The organism is Intrasporangium mesophilum (assembly GCF_054783095.1).
In genome coordinates this window covers 164,352-178,238 of sequence record NZ_BAAGRF010000027.1, presented here as the reverse complement: position 1 = coordinate 178,238, position 13,887 = coordinate 164,352, and the positions used below count along the sequence as shown (strand labels likewise).

The 13,887-nt window shown below is 70.2% G+C and carries 12 protein-coding genes; 6 read left to right on the top strand and 6 right to left on the bottom strand.

The features are described 5' to 3' along the window. Positions 1–15: 15 nt before the first annotated feature. Positions 16–990, bottom strand: a complete 975-nt coding sequence (locus ACYVLP_RS19045) for a heme o synthase (RefSeq protein ID WP_460628898.1) — start codon at positions 988–990, stop codon at positions 16–18. A gap of 176 nt (positions 991–1,166) precedes the next feature. Here ACYVLP_RS19045 and tkt point away from each other — a divergent pair, with 176 nt between their 5' ends. The 6 genes from tkt to pgl all read left to right on the top strand — a co-directional run bounded on the left by tkt (position 1,167) and on the right by pgl (position 9,927). Further along, positions 1,167–3,497, top strand: coding sequence for a transketolase (gene tkt, locus ACYVLP_RS19040; RefSeq protein WP_460628897.1), 2,331 nt, complete (start codon positions 1,167–1,169; stop codon positions 3,495–3,497). Positions 3,498–3,521: 24 nt separating this feature from the next. Continuing rightward, complete coding sequence (tal, locus tag ACYVLP_RS19035) at positions 3,522–4,634, top strand: transaldolase (RefSeq protein WP_460628896.1); 1,113 nt, start codon at positions 3,522–3,524, stop codon at positions 4,632–4,634. Between the two features lie 73 nt (positions 4,635–4,707). After that, entirely contained in the window at positions 4,708–6,354 is a 1,647-nt protein-coding gene (locus ACYVLP_RS19030; protein ID WP_460628895.1) for a glucose-6-phosphate isomerase, read from the top strand. Then, complete coding sequence (zwf, locus tag ACYVLP_RS19025) at positions 6,351–7,892, top strand: glucose-6-phosphate dehydrogenase (protein ID WP_452269523.1); 1,542 nt, start codon at positions 6,351–6,353, stop codon at positions 7,890–7,892. Before ACYVLP_RS19030 ends, zwf begins: the two co-directional genes overlap by 4 nt. Next, entirely contained in the window at positions 7,889–9,181 is a 1,293-nt protein-coding gene (locus tag ACYVLP_RS19020; protein ID WP_460628894.1) for a glucose-6-phosphate dehydrogenase assembly protein OpcA, read from the top strand. Before zwf ends, ACYVLP_RS19020 begins: the two co-directional genes overlap by 4 nt. After that, on the top strand, positions 9,178–9,927 hold the full coding sequence (pgl, locus tag ACYVLP_RS19015; protein WP_460628893.1) for a 6-phosphogluconolactonase: 750 nt from the start codon (positions 9,178–9,180) through the stop codon (positions 9,925–9,927). Before ACYVLP_RS19020 ends, pgl begins: the two co-directional genes overlap by 4 nt. 80 nt (positions 9,928–10,007) lie before the next feature. On the opposite strand, the gene ACYVLP_RS19010 is transcribed toward pgl, so the two are convergent. The 5 genes from ACYVLP_RS19010 to gap all read right to left on the bottom strand — a co-directional run bounded on the left by ACYVLP_RS19010 (position 10,008) and on the right by gap (position 13,747). After that, positions 10,008–10,358: an RNA polymerase-binding protein RbpA gene (locus tag ACYVLP_RS19010; protein WP_452269526.1), complete on the bottom strand. Its 351-nt coding sequence runs from the start codon at positions 10,356–10,358 to the stop codon at positions 10,008–10,010. A gap of 12 nt (positions 10,359–10,370) precedes the next feature. Next, positions 10,371–10,616: a preprotein translocase subunit SecG gene (secG, locus tag ACYVLP_RS19005; RefSeq protein WP_452269527.1), complete on the bottom strand. Its 246-nt coding sequence runs from the start codon at positions 10,614–10,616 to the stop codon at positions 10,371–10,373. A 97-nt stretch (positions 10,617–10,713) separates the two neighbouring features. After that, positions 10,714–11,526 (bottom strand): triose-phosphate isomerase, encoded by an 813-nt coding sequence (gene tpiA, locus ACYVLP_RS19000; protein WP_460628892.1) that lies wholly within the window; start codon positions 11,524–11,526, stop codon positions 10,714–10,716. Continuing rightward, on the bottom strand, positions 11,526–12,734 hold the full coding sequence (locus tag ACYVLP_RS18995) for a phosphoglycerate kinase (protein ID WP_460628891.1): 1,209 nt from the start codon (positions 12,732–12,734) through the stop codon (positions 11,526–11,528). The genes tpiA and ACYVLP_RS18995 overlap by 1 nt, the downstream gene beginning before the upstream one ends. Positions 12,735–12,742: 8 nt before the next feature. Then, on the bottom strand, positions 12,743–13,747 hold the full coding sequence (gap, locus tag ACYVLP_RS18990; RefSeq protein WP_452269530.1) for a type I glyceraldehyde-3-phosphate dehydrogenase: 1,005 nt from the start codon (positions 13,745–13,747) through the stop codon (positions 12,743–12,745). Positions 13,748–13,887: the final 140 nt, after the last annotated feature.

Here is a 13,887-nt window from a genome sequence, read left to right as displayed (position 1 = left end):
CGTGGGACCCGCCGGTCAGGAGAGGCCGGGAAGCGGCAGGTGCCAGATCGGGTCGAGGGCTACGCCGACGAACAGGATCGTGAGATACGTGATCGAGAAGTGGAACAGCCGCATCGGCTTCAGCGCGCTCTCGGCCGCGCCCGCCTTCGCCTTCGCCAGCAGACGGTGCGCTTCAGCGAGGAACAGCACGCCGGAGACGACGGCCGCGACGGCATACAGCCACCCCATCCGCTGGACGGGGATCAGCGCGAGCGACGTGAGCACCATCGCCCAGGAGTAGAAGACGATCTGCCCCGCGACGACCACGAAACGCTCGACGACCGGCAGCATCGGCACGTGCGCCGTGGCGTAGTCGTCCTTGTACCGCATCGACAGCGGCCAGTAGTGCGGCGGTGTCCAGAAGAAGATCACCATGAAGAGGATGAACGCCGACCAGCTGACGGTGTTCGTCACCGCCGACCATCCGATCAGCACCGGCATGCAGCCGGCCGCCCCGCCCCACACGATGTTCTGTGCGGTCCGGCGCTTGAGCAGCAGGGTGTAGCCGAAGACGTAGAAGAGCAGCGCCGCCAGGGCGAGCCCCGCGCTCAGCCAGTTCACGAGGAACCCGAGCCACAGGGTCGAGGCGACCGTGAGGGCCACGCCGAAGGTGAGCGCTCCCGCGGGGCTCACGGTGCCGGTGACGAGCGGACGCCGGCTGGTGCGGTGCATGACCGCGTCGATGTCGCGGTCGATGTAGCAGTTGAGGGTGTTGGCGGCGCCCGCCGAGAGAGTGCCTCCCACCACGGTCGCAACGATGAGCCAGAGCTGGGGCACCCCGCCCTCGGCGAGGAACATCACGGGGATCGTCGTGATGAGAAGCAGCTCGATGATCCGCGGCTTCATCAGCGAGACGTACTGCCCGACGAGGAACCTCAGTCCACTGCCGTCCGGACCGTGCAGCGCCGACAGGTCGGCGCGGGGGTCCACCGTTGTCACTGAGATCCTCACCGCTGGTTCGTCGCTCGCACCCTCGGGTACGGAGCATTGCGACGCAAGTCTAGACCGTCGCGCTGGCGGTCGGCGCACCGCCCGTGACCGGCACTCGGTCGAAGTGTCGTCGCTCACAGGGCGAGGGCTAGGCTCGTGTCCGTACGAGATTGACCCTGCCTTAAGGAGACCCGTCCGTGCTCACCGCTGCGTCCAGCACCGCTGAAGCGAAGAAGCCCACCCGCTCTCGTTCCACCACGAAGACGACGAAGGCCCTGCTGGCACAGCGAGACGCCGGTCTTGCCCTGCCCGTCGCCAAGAAGGCCGGTTGGAGCGACCTCGACGTGCGTGCCGTCGACACGGTGCGCCTGCTCGCCGCGGACGCCGTTCAGAAGGTCGGCAACGGTCACCCTGGCACGGCCATGTCTCTCGCCCCGTTGGCGTACCTGCTCTACCAGAACGTCATGACGCACGACCCCTCCGACCCCACCTGGCTCGGTCGCGACCGGTTCGTCCTGTCGGCGGGCCACTCCAGCCTCACCCAGTACATCCAGCTCTACCTGTCGGGCTATGGCCTGGGCCTCGACGACCTCAAGTCGCTGCGCACGTGGGGATCGCTGACCCCGGGCCACCCCGAGGTGCACCACACCAAGGGCGTCGAGATCACGACCGGCCCGCTCGGCTCCGGCCTGGCCTCCGCCGTCGGCATGGCGATGGCCCAGCGGCGCCAGCGCGGGCTCTTCGACCCCGACGCCAAGCCGGGCACGAGCCCGTTCGACCACCGCATCTACGTCATCGCCTCGGACGGTGACATGCAGGAGGGGGTCAGCCACGAGGCCTGCGCGCTCGCGGGGCACCAGGAGCTCGGCAACCTCACCGTCGTCTACGACGCCAACCAGATCTCCATCGAGGACGACACGGATATCGCGTTCAGCGAGGACGTGGCCGCCCGCTTCACGGCATACGGCTGGCACGTCGTCGAGGTCGACTGGCGCCAGGACGCCAACGGCGCCACCTACGTGGAGGACGTCGACGCGCTCCTCGCAGCGATCCGCTCCGGCGAGAAGGTCGCCGACAAGCCGACGCTCGTCGTGCTGCACACGATCATCGCGTGGCCGGCCCCCACGAAGCAGAACACCGGCAAGTCGCACGGCTCCGCACTCGGCGACGCCGAGGTGTCGGCGACCAAGGAGCTGCTCGGCTTCGACCCGACGAAGTCCTTCACCGTCGAGCCCGCCGTCCTGCGCCACGCACGCGAGGTCGGCAAGCGCGGCAAGGCCGCGCACCGCGAGTGGGAGAAGAGCTTCAAGGCCTGGCGCAAGGCCAACCCCGACCGCGCGGAGCTGCTCGACCGCGTCCTCGCCGGCGAGGCACCCGATGGCCTCGCCAAGGCCCTGCCGACCTTCCCGGCAGACGAGAAGGGCCTGGCCACGCGCGCCGCGTCGGGCAAGGTGCTCGGCGCCCTCGCCGACGTGATGCCCGAGCTCTGGGGCGGCTCGGCCGACCTCGCGGAGTCCAACAACACGACGATGGAGGGGCAGCCGTCGTTCGTCCCGACCGGCAAGCAGACCAGGGAGTGGAAGGGCGGCCCCTACGGCCGGACGCTCCACTTCGGCATCCGCGAGAACGGCATGGGGATGATCCTCAACGGCATCGCGCTCGAAGGGCTGACCCGCCCCTACGGCGGGACCTTCCTCGTCTTCTCCGACTACATGCGCCCCGCCGTCCGGCTCGCCGCGATCCAGCAGGTCCCCGTGACCTACGTGTGGACGCACGACTCGATCGGCCTCGGCGAGGACGGCCCGACGCACCAGCCGATCGAGCACCTCGCCGCCCTGCGGGCGATCCCCGGGCTGGACGTCGTGCGGCCCGCCGACGCCAACGAGACGGCGGCCGCCTGGGCTCAGATCCTCACTCGTAACAGCGGCCCGGCGGCGCTGTGCCTGACCCGCCAGGCGGTTCCGACGTTCGACCGGAAGAAGCTCGGCAAGGCCAGCGGCGTCGCCAAGGGCGCCTACGTCCTCGTCGAGGAGTCACGCGCCGGCGAGCCGGACGTCGTCATCATCGCCACCGGGTCCGAGGTGCAGCTCGCGGTCGCGGCCGCCGAGCGCCTGGAGAAGTCGAAGATCGCGACCCGCGTCGTGTCGATGCCGTGCCGCGAGTGGTTCGAGCGCCAGACGCGCGCTTACCAGGACAAGGTGCTGCCCCCATCGGTGCGCGCCCGGGTCAGCGTCGAGGCCGGCGTGTCGATGGGCTGGCACGACCTCGTCGGCGACGCCGGCCGCAGCGTCAGCATCGAGCACTTCGGCGCGTCCGCCGACTACCAGACCCTCTACCGCGAGTTCGGCATCACGACCGAGACCGTGGTCAAGGCGGCCAAGGACTCGCTCAAGGCCGCCGACCACGCCGCGACGACGGCGCCGCGGGTGACCGAGACCAGCCCCATGCGTGCCGCCCAGAGCGCTGCCACGGACGTCATGGGCGACGAGCTGGTCCCGAGTGCCAAGGCCGCCGAGTCCGCCAACTGACCACCACCAACGGGAAGTGACACCATGACCAACCCGAACACCCAGGCCCTGTCCGACGCGGGAGTCTCGATCTGGCTCGACGACCTGTCCCGCGACCTCCTCGAGACCGGGCGGATCACCGACCTCATCAAGGAGCGCAACGTCGTCGGCGTCACGTCCAACCCGTCGATCTTCCAGGCGGCGCTGTCCAAGGGCGACCGCTACAACGACGACCTGGCCGTGCTGACGGCGCAGGGCAAGAGCGCCGCCGAGGTCGTGTTCGAGCTGACCACGAGCGACGTGCGCGACGCGTGCGACCTCTTCATGCCGGTCTACGAGGCGACCAACGGCGTCGACGGCCGCGTGTCGATCGAGGTCGACCCGAACCTCGCGCACGAGTCCGACGAGACCGTCGCGCAGGCCAAGCAGCTGGCGGCCGCCGTCGACCGCGCGAACGCCTTCATCAAGATCCCGGCCACCAAGGCCGGCCTGCCGGCCATCACCGCGACGATCGCCGAGGGGATCAGCGTCAACGTGACGCTCATCTTCTCGCTCGACCGCTACCGCGCCGTCATGAACGCCTACCTCGAGGGCCTCGAGAAGGCCCACGCGGACGGCAAGGACCTGTCGAAGATCCACTCGGTCGCCTCGTTCTTCGTCTCGCGGGTCGACACCGAGATCGACAAGCGCCTCGACGCGATCGGCACCGACGAGGCAAAGACCCTGCGCGGCAAGGCGGGCGTGGCCAACGCCCGGCTCGCCTACCAGGCGTACGAGGAGGTCTTCTCCACGCCCCGATGGACGAGCCTGGCCGACGAAGGCGCCAACGCGCAGCGGCCACTCTGGGCCTCGACGGGCGTCAAGGACCCGGCCTACCCCGACACGATGTACGTCACCGAGCTCGTGGCGCCGGGCATCGTCAACACGATGCCCGAGAAGACCCTCGAGGCCACCGCCGACCACGGCGACATCACCGGCGACACCATCACCGGCACGTACGCCGAGGCCAGCACCGTGCTCGACGACCTCGATGCAATCGGCGTCTCCTACACCGAGGTCGTCGACCTGCTCGAGGACGAGGGTGTCGAGAAGTTCGAGAAGGCATGGGGCGAGCTGATGGATGGCGTCACCACCGAGATGGAGAAGGTGCGCGCATGAGCAGTATTGGATGGCGCCTCCGCTTCGCTTCGGCGCGTGCCGCGGCGCCGCGTTCTATAGAGGGAGATCTCGTATGAGCTCCTTGTCCGTCAGCGCGTCAGGGGCTGCGGCGGACGCGGTCGCGGCGCACGTGCCGGCCCTTGTCGGCGACTCCGTCGCGAGCCGGCTCTTCTCGCAGGACGCGACCCTCTGGGGCCCGGAGGCCGAAGCCGAGTCACGGATCCGCCTCTCCTGGGTGGGTCTCCCCCGGTCGTCCCGGCCGCTCGTGGGCGAGGTCGCGGCCCTTCGCGACAGCTTCGCGGAGCAGGGCCTGACCCATGTCGTGCTCTGCGGCATGGGTGGGTCGTCGCTGGCTCCAGAGGTCATCTGCGCGACAGCCGGCAAGGACCTCGTCGTGCTCGACTCCTCGGACCCCGACTACGTCCGGCGCGCGCTCGCCGACGATCTCGAGCACACGGTGGTCGTCGTGTCGAGCAAGTCGGGTTCGACCGTCGAGACCGACTCACAGCGACGCGCCTACGAGCAGGCGTTCAGCGACGCCGGCATCGACCCCGCCGGCCGGATCGTCATCGTCACCGACCCCGGCAGCCCGCTCGACAAGGAGTCCCGGGACAAGGGATACCGCGTCGTCAACGCGGACCCCGACGTCGGCGGCCGGTACTCCGCCCTGACCGCTTTCGGCCTCGTGCCGAGCGGCCTTGCGGGAGTGGACATCGAGGCCCTCCTCGACGAGGCCGAGGCGGTTGCCGACCTCCTCGCAGCCGACGACGACGCCAACCCAGGCCTGCGTCTCGGTGCCGCGATCGGTGGCACGACGCCCTTGCGCGACAAGCTCGTCCTCGTCGACGACGGCTCCGGCATCGTCGGGTTCGCCGACTGGGCCGAGCAGCTCATCGCCGAGTCCACGGGCAAGGACGGCACCGGCATACTCCCGGTGGTCGTCGCCGGCGAGGACGACCCCGAGGTGCGGTGGCCCGCGGCCGACGTGACCGTGGCCCGGCTCGTCGGCGACGACGACGGCCCCGCCGGATCCGATGCGGACGCCTCGGTCTCCCAGGTGCGCGTTGGCGGCGCGCTCGGTGCCCAGCTGCTCTTGTGGGAGGTCGCCACCGCCGTCGCGGGGCGCCTCCTTGGCATCAACCCCTTCGACCAGCCCGACGTCGAGAGCGCCAAGAAAGCTGCTCGCGAGCTGCTCGACAAGGGGATCGGCGCGGGCGCAGCGCCTGCCGCGACGGACGGCGCCATCGAGATCCGGACACTGGGCGGCCCGAGCGGGTGGCTCGGCGACGCCGACACGGTCGCCGCTGCCCTCGACGCGCTGTTCGCCCAGCTCGACCCCCAACACGGGTACGTAGCCGTCATGGCGTACCTCGACCGCCTCGGCGACGCCGACCTGGCGCAGTGCCGCAGCGAGCTCGCCCGCCGCACCGAGCGCCCGACGACGTTCGGCTGGGGACCGCGCTTCCTCCACTCGACCGGCCAGTTCCACAAGGGCGGGCCTGCCGTCGGCGTCTACCTCCAGGTGACAACGGCTCCGAAGCAGGACCTCCCCATCCCCGGGCGCGACTTCTCGTTCGGCGACTTCATCGCCGCGCAGGCGGGAGGCGACGCGGCGGTGCTGGCCGACCACGGGCGGCCGGTCCTGCAGCTGCACCTCACTGACCACGACGCCGGGTTGGCCCAGCTGCGAGCCGCCCTCGCCCCAGGGGACCGTGGATGAGTCCGGCGCGAGTCGCCCACGGGCTCAACCCTCTTCGCGACCCCAGAGACAAACGGCTCCCCCGGATCGCCGGACCGTGTGGCCTCGTGCTCTTCGGTGTGACCGGCGACCTCGCCCGCAAGAAGCTCATGCCGGCGATCTACGACCTCGCCAACCGGGGCCTGCTGCCTCCCGGGTTCTCCCTCATCGGCTTCGCCCGTCGTGACTGGGCCACTCAGGACTTCGGGCAGGTCGTGCACGACGCGGTCAAGCAGTACGCCCGCACGCCGTTCAGCGAGGACGTCTGGCGCAACCTCTCCGAGGGTTTCCGCTTCGTGCCGGGGACGTTCGACGACCCGGCTGCCTTCGACCTGCTCGCCAAGACGGTCGACGAGCTGGACCGCGACAGAGGCACCGGCGGCAACCACGCGTTCTACCTGTCGATCCCGCCGGGGTTCTTCGCCCAGGTCTGCGAGCAGCTGAAGCGCTGCGGGCTCACCCACGCCGAGGGCGACAGCTGGCGCCGGGTCATCATCGAGAAGCCGTTCGGCCACGACCTCAAGAGCGCGCAGCAGCTCAACGAGATCGTCGAAGGCGTCTTCCCGCCCGACGCGGTCTTCCGCATCGACCACTACCTCGGCAAGGAGACGGTCCAGAACCTGCTGGCGCTGCGGTTCGCGAACCAGCTCTTCGAGCCCGTGTGGAACGCCAACTACGTCGACCACGTGCAGATCACGATGGCCGAGGACATCGGCATCGCCGGGCGCGCTGGCTACTACGACGGCATCGGCGCGGCTCGTGACGTGATCCAGAACCACCTGCTCCAGCTGTTGGCGCTGACCGCCATGGAGGAGCCGGTCTCCTTCGACGCGCGCGACCTGCGCGCGGAGAAGGAGAAGGTGCTCTCGGCGGTGCGGTTGCCCCGTGACCTCGACAAGGGCGCGGCCCGGGGGCAGTATGCCGCGGGCTGGCAGGGCGCCGAGGAGGTCGTCGGCTACCTCCAGGAGGACGGCGTCAAGCCGACGTCCACGACCGAGACGTTCGCGGCCGTGACCCTCGAGGTCGACACCCGCCGCTGGGCCGGGGTGCCGTTCTACCTGCGAGCCGGCAAGCGCCTGGGCAAGCGCGTCACCGAGATCGCCGTCGTCTTCAAGCGCGCTCCGCACCTGCCCTTCGAGCACACGGCCACCGACGAGCTCGGCCAGAACGCGATCGTCATCCGCGTCCAGCCCGACGAGGGTGTCACCATCAGGTTCGGCTCCAAGGTGCCGGGGGCGCAGATGGAGGTGCGCGACGTGACGATGGACTTCGGCTACGGCTCGGCGTTCACCGAGGCGTCGCCCGAGGCTTACGAACGCCTCATTCTCGACGTGCTGCTCGGCGACCCGCCGCTGTTCCCCCGCCACGAGGAGGTCGAGCTGTCCTGGCAGATCCTCGACCCGCTCATCCGGCACTGGGCCAAGAACGGCAAGCCGCAGCAGTATGCCGCCGGCACGTGGGGGCCGCCGTGCGCCGACGACATGCTCGCCAAAGACGGACGCACGTGGAGGATGCCGTGATCAGGGACCTCACCGACACCACCACGACCGCCGTCAGCAAGACGCTCGTCCGGCTGCGCAACGAGGTCGGCGCCATGGCGCTGGGCCGGGTGCTCACGCTGGTCGTCGTCATCGACGAAACCGATGCCAGCGAGGCCATCGACGTGGCGAACCACGCGAGCCGCCAGCATCCCTGCCGCATCATCGTCGTCATCCCGGGCGACCGCCGCGGCAAGAACCGGCTCGATGCCCAGATCCGCCTCGGGGGCGACGCCGGCGCCAGCGAGATCGTCGTCCTGCGCCTCTACGGGCCGCTGGCGAACCACGGCCCGAGCGTCGTCGTGCCGCTGCTGCTCGCCGACTCCCCCATCGTCGCGTGGTGGCCCGGCAAGGCCCCCGACAACGTCGCGGCTGACCCGATCGGCGCCATGGCACAGCGTCGCATCACCGACGCCGCGGAGCACCGCAACCCGCGGTTCATGCTCAAGAAGCGAGCGACCAACTACTCGCCCGGCGACACGGACCTGTCGTGGACCAGGCTGACCCGGTGGCGCGGCCTGCTCGCTGCCGCCATTGACCAGCCGCCCTACGAGCCGATCAGTGGCGCCGTCGTCGCGGGCGCCCCGGACTCTCCGTCGACCGACCTCCTCGCGGCCTGGCTCTCTCGACGGCTCAAGGTTCCGGTGAGCCGGGTCTCCACCCCGCGTGGGTCGGGCATCAGCTCCGTGCGGCTCGAGCGCAAGAGCGGACCGATCGACCTCGTCCGGCCCGGGGATGTCGTGGCGACGCTGTCACAGTCCGGCCAGCCCGCCCGCCGGATCAGCCTCCCGCGGCGGGAGATGCCGGAGATCCTCGCGGACGAGCTGCGCCGCCTCGACCCCGACGAGACGTACGAGGACGCCCTGCTCCACGGGCTCGAGGGCCTCGCACCGGCGCGGCTCACGGCGGCTGCGGCCGCGAAGTCCGGCAAGGCCCCCGACCCCGCTGCGTCGCGCCGGCTCGCCGCACGGCTCAGCCGCGACGAGACCGCTCAGGACGCCAGCGCGATGATCACCGCGCCACCGGCGCCTGAGACGGCCGGCACGGAGCAGGTGCGGGCCGCAACGGTGCGCAAGCTCGCCGGCAAGCGCACTCCGCGCGAGAAGGAGACCGCCAAGGCCCGCAAGTCCAGCGCGAAGACGACCGATGCCAAGGCTGTGAGCAGCGACTCCTCGGGTTCTGAGGCGCCCGCCCAGAGCACGGCGAAGAGCACGCCTGCGGGCACGACGCGGGCGCGGCGCGCCACCGCCGCCAAGAAGGCGAGCTCGTGAGCGCGGGCCCCCGGGTCGTCGTGCACCCCGGCAAGCAGCCGCTCGCCGACGCTTCGGCTGCGCGCCTGGTCACCGCGATCATCGATGCCCAGAGCCAGAAGCCGGAGGCGCAGCTCGCCCTGACCGGCGGGTCGATGGGTTCGGCGATCATCGCGTCCCTGACCCGGATCCCGGCCCGCTCCGCGGTCGACTGGTCACGCGTGCGGGTCTGGTGGGGAGACGAGCGCTACCTGCCCGCGGGCGACCCGCAGCGCAACGACCGCCAGAATGACGACGCCGGTCTGATGTCACTCGGCCTGGACCCGGCCAAGGTGCACCGGGTCGCCGGTCCCGACACATCGGAGAGCGCCGAGGCCAGCGCCGCAGCATACGGCGAGACGGTGCATGAGCACGGTCAGGGCGAGTTCGACGTCGTGCTGCTCGGCGTGGGGCCCGACGGGCACATCGCGTCGCTGTTCCCTCACCACCCCGCATGTGAGGTCATGGGCACCCTCGCGGTCGCGGTGCACGACTCCCCCAAGCCACCCGCGGACCGGGTGTCCCTGACCTTCGAATGCCTCGAACGCAGCCACGAGGTGTGGTTCCTCGTCTCGGGCTCGGACAAGGCCGACGCGGTCGCGGCGGCGCTGACGCCCGGGACCCAGCGCTGGGACATCCCTGCTTGTGGGCTGCGCGGTGAGACGACGACGCTCTGGCTGCTCGACACCGACGCGGCCGCGAAGGTGCCGGCGCGGATCGCCGACTAGGGCCGAACGCCACGAAGCCGACCGGCCTCGTCAGTCGAGAACTCGACTGAGCCGGCCGGCCGGCACCGGGAGACGGTCGGCTACTGGATGAGGCCGCGCTCGCGCAGGGACGCGAGGGCCTCGTCGAGGATGGCGGCGCCGTCGGCGTCGCTGCGGCGCTCCTTCACGTAGGCCAGGTGGGTCTTGTAGGGCTCGACCTTCGGCGGTGCGGGCGGGTTGTCCTTGTCCTGGCCCGCCGGGAAGCCGCAGCGCGGGCAGTCCCAGTTCTCGGGGAGCACCATGCCGGGCTCCTCTGCGAAGCTCGGCCGGGTCTCGTGCCCGTTGGCGCACCAGTACGACACGAAGACCCTGGGCGCGGCGTCGCCGCGCTCGGCCTCACCCATCGGGCCCGCGCCGACCCGGCTTCCGCGAATGGCGTTTCCGCTGGCCATCTAGCCGTCCCCTCAGCTCTGGAAGCGGGCCAGGATGCCCAGGCCGATGATTGCGGTGGACCACACGAGCGCCACGGCCACGGTGAAGCGGTCGAGGTTGCGCTCGGCGACGGACGAGCCACCGAGGGACGTCGACATGCCCCCGCCGAACATGTCGGACAGGCCACCACCCTTGCCCTTGTGCAGCAGGATGAACAGGGTCAGGACCAGGCTGGTCAGCACCAGCAGGACCTGCAGCACGATGCGCACGGCATCCACGTGGTCACTCCAAATCGTCGGGTTTCGGGCCGGTCGGCCACGATTTCGGGGGCTCGGGACAGGATACCTGCCCCGAGCCCCATCGGCCGAACGCCGGTCAGCCGGCCGTCACGTGATCGCGGTACCGGCAGATCGACGCGAACTCGGCCGGATCGATGGACGCACCACCGACGAGGGCGCCGTCGACGTCCTCCTGGGCCATGATCGCGGCCACGTTGGAGGCCTTGACACTGCCGCCATAGAGGATGCGAATGCCGTCGGCGACGTCGCCGCTGTAGAGCTCGGCGAGGAGCGTGCGGATCGCCGCACACACCTCCTGGGCGTCCTCAGGCGTCGCCACCTCGCCGGTGCCGATCGCCCAGATCGGCTCGTAGGCGATGACGACCGAGGCAGCCTGCTCCTTGGTGATTCCGTCGAGCGCGGCTCGCAGCTGCGCGACGACGTGCTCGACCTGGCCGTTCTCCTTGCGGATGGCGAGCGGCTCGCCGCAGCACAGGATCGGAGTCAGGCCGTGGGCGTAGGCCGCCTTGACCTTCGCGGCGACCATGGCGTCGGTCTCGTCATGACCCTCGCGGCGCTCGCTGTGGCCGATCACGACGTAGGTGCAGCCCAGCCTGGCCAGGAACGCCCCTGAGATGTCACCGGTGTACGCCCCCGCGGAGTGCGGGGAGAGGTCCTGGGCGCCGTACTTGAGGTCCAGCTTGTCGCCCTCGATGAGCGTCTGGACCGACCGCAGGTCGGTGAACGGAGGGAGCACCGCCACCTCGACCGCGGTGTGGTCGTGCTTGGCGTCCCGCAGCGTCCAGTCGAGCTTCTGCACGAGGTGGGTGGCCTGCAGGTGGTCGAGGTTCATCTTCCAGTTTCCGGCCATCAGCGGGATGCGCCCGACCGGTGAGGTGTCGCTAGCCATCAGGCATCGCCCTCCTCGAGAACCGTGAGCCCGGGCAGCTCCTTGCCCTCGAGGTACTCGAGGCTGGCCCCGCCGCCGGTCGAGATGTGTCCGAAGTCCGAGTCGGCGAAGCCGAGCTGGCGGACGGCAGCGGCGGAGTCACCGCCACCGACGACCGTCAGGGCGCCGCCCTTGGTCACCTCGACGAGGGTGCGCGCCACGGCCTCGGTGCCTGCGGCATACGGCGCCATCTCGAACGCGCCCATCGGGCCGTTCCAGAAGACCGTGCGGCAGTCGGCGAGCTTCTCGGCGAACAGGGCGCTCGACGCCGGGCCGATGTCCAGGCCCATCCGGTCGGCCGGGATCGCGTCGACCCCGACGACCTCGTGCGCGGCGTCGGCGCTGAACGCGTCGGCCACCACGATGTCGACCGGCAGGACGATCTCGATGCCCTCGCGCTCGGCACGGTCGAGGTAGCCCTTGACCGTGTCGATCTGGTCGGCCTCGAGCAGGCTCCTGCCGACCTCGAGCCCCTTGGCGGCGAGGAAGGTGAAGACCATGCCGCCTCCGATGAGGAGGCGGTCGGCCGTGCCGAGCAGGTTGCCGATCACACCGAGCTTGTCGGAGACCTTGGCGCCACCGAGCACGACGGCATACGGACGCTCGGGGTCGTGCGTCAGCCGACGCAGGACGTCGACCTCGGCTTGGACCAGCCCGCCTGTGGCGTGCGGAAGGAGCCTGGCGACGTCGTAGACGGACGCCTGCTTGCGATGCACCACGCCGAAACCGTCCGAGACGAACACGTCTGCCAGAGAAGCCAGCTCGGCCGCGAAGCCGGCGCGCTCCTCGTCGGTCTTGGCGGTCTCCCCCGGGTTGAACCGGAGGTTCTCGAGCAGCAGGACCTGGCCGTCCTCGAGCGCCCCCACCTTGGCCTGGGCCGCCTCGCCGACGGTGTCCTCGGCGAAGGCGACCGGCTGCCCGAGCACCTCACCGAGACGCTGGGCGACGGGTGCCAGGGAGTACTTCGCCTCCGGAGCCCCCTTCGGCCGTCCCAGGTGGGCGCACACGATCACGCGGGCGCCGGCCTCGGTGAGGGCCTTGATCGTCGGGACGGACGCGCGGATGCGGCCGTCGTCGGTGATCGTGGTGCCGTCCAAGGGCACGTTGAGGTCGGACCGGACGAGAACGCGCTTGCCGCGCAGGTCGCCGAGGTCCTTGATCGTCTTCACCGGCGCCCTCAGAGCGAGGAGCCGACGAGCTTGACGATGTCGACGAGGCGGTTGGAGTAGCCCCACTCGTTGTCGTACCAGCCGACGACCTTGACCTGGTTGCCGATGACCTTGGTCAGGCCGGCGTCGAAGATGCACGAGGAGGGGTCGGTCTCGATGTCCTTGGACACGATCTCGTCCTCGGTGTAGGTGAGGTAGCCCTTGAGCGGGCCCTCGGCTGCGGCCTTGACCGCGGCGTTGACCTCCTCGACAGTCGTCTCGCGGCCCGCCTCGAAGGTCAGGTCGGTCGCCGAGCCGGTGGGCACGGGGACGCGAAGCGCGAAGCCGTCGAGCTTGCCCTTGAGGTCGGGCAGCACGAGGCCGATCGCCTTGGCGGCACCCGTCGAGGTGGGGACGATGTTGAGCGCAGCGGCGCGGGCGCGGCGCAGGTCGCGGTGCGGTGCGTCCTGGAGGTTCTGGTCCTGTGTGTACGCGTGGATCGTCGTCATGAGGCCCTTGACGATCGTGAACTCGTCGTGGAGAGCCTTGGCCATCGGAGCAAGGCAGTTCGTCGTGCACGAGGCGTTCGAGATCACCGTGTGGGCGGCCGGGTCGTACAGGTCGTCGTTGACGCCCATGACGATGGTGATGTCCTCGTTCTTGGCCGGCGCAGAGATGATGACCTTCTTGGCGCCGGCGTCGACGTGCGCCTTGGCCTTGGTGGCGTCGGTGAAGAAGCCGGTCGACTCGACGACGACGTCAGCGCCCACACCCGCCCAGTCGATCGCAGCGGGGTCGCGCTCCTCGAAGACGCGAATCGCCTTGCCGTCCACGCTGATCGACGACTCGTCGTAGGTGACCTCACCAGGGAAGCGGCCGAGGATCGAGTCGTACTTGAGAAGGTGGGCCAGCGTCTTGTTGTCCATGAGGTCGTTGGTCGCCACGACCTCGATGTCGGCGCCGGACGCCAGGGCGGCGCGGAAGAAGTTGCGGCCGATGCGGCCAAAGCCGTTGATACCAACGCGAACGGTCACTGCTCAAGCACCTCTTCGGAAAGACTGTGTCGGACTGGTTGTCGGACGGGATGTCAGACCATGGGCCGCGCCGTTGCGACCGCGATCACCGCCCACCCTAGTCGGTCGGGTCTGCGCCCGAGGCGCCAGTCTCAGGCCTT

What these genes read in the sequence shown, in the direction of transcription:
- tal (WP_460628896.1), top strand. Translation starts at nt 3,522, where the DNA reads ATGACCAACCCGAACACCCAGGCCCTGTCCGACGCGGGAGTCTCGATC.
- ACYVLP_RS19030 (WP_460628895.1), top strand. Translation starts at nt 4,708, where the DNA reads ATGAGCTCCTTGTCCGTCAGCGCGTCAGGGGCTGCGGCGGACGCGGTC.
- zwf (WP_452269523.1), top strand. Translation starts at nt 6,351, where the DNA reads ATGAGTCCGGCGCGAGTCGCCCACGGGCTCAACCCTCTTCGCGACCCC.
- ACYVLP_RS19010 (WP_452269526.1), bottom strand. Translation starts at nt 10,358, where the DNA reads ATGGCCAGCGGAAACGCCATTCGCGGAAGCCGGGTCGGCGCGGGCCCG.
- tpiA (WP_460628892.1), bottom strand. Translation starts at nt 11,526, where the DNA reads ATGGCTAGCGACACCTCACCGGTCGGGCGCATCCCGCTGATGGCCGGA.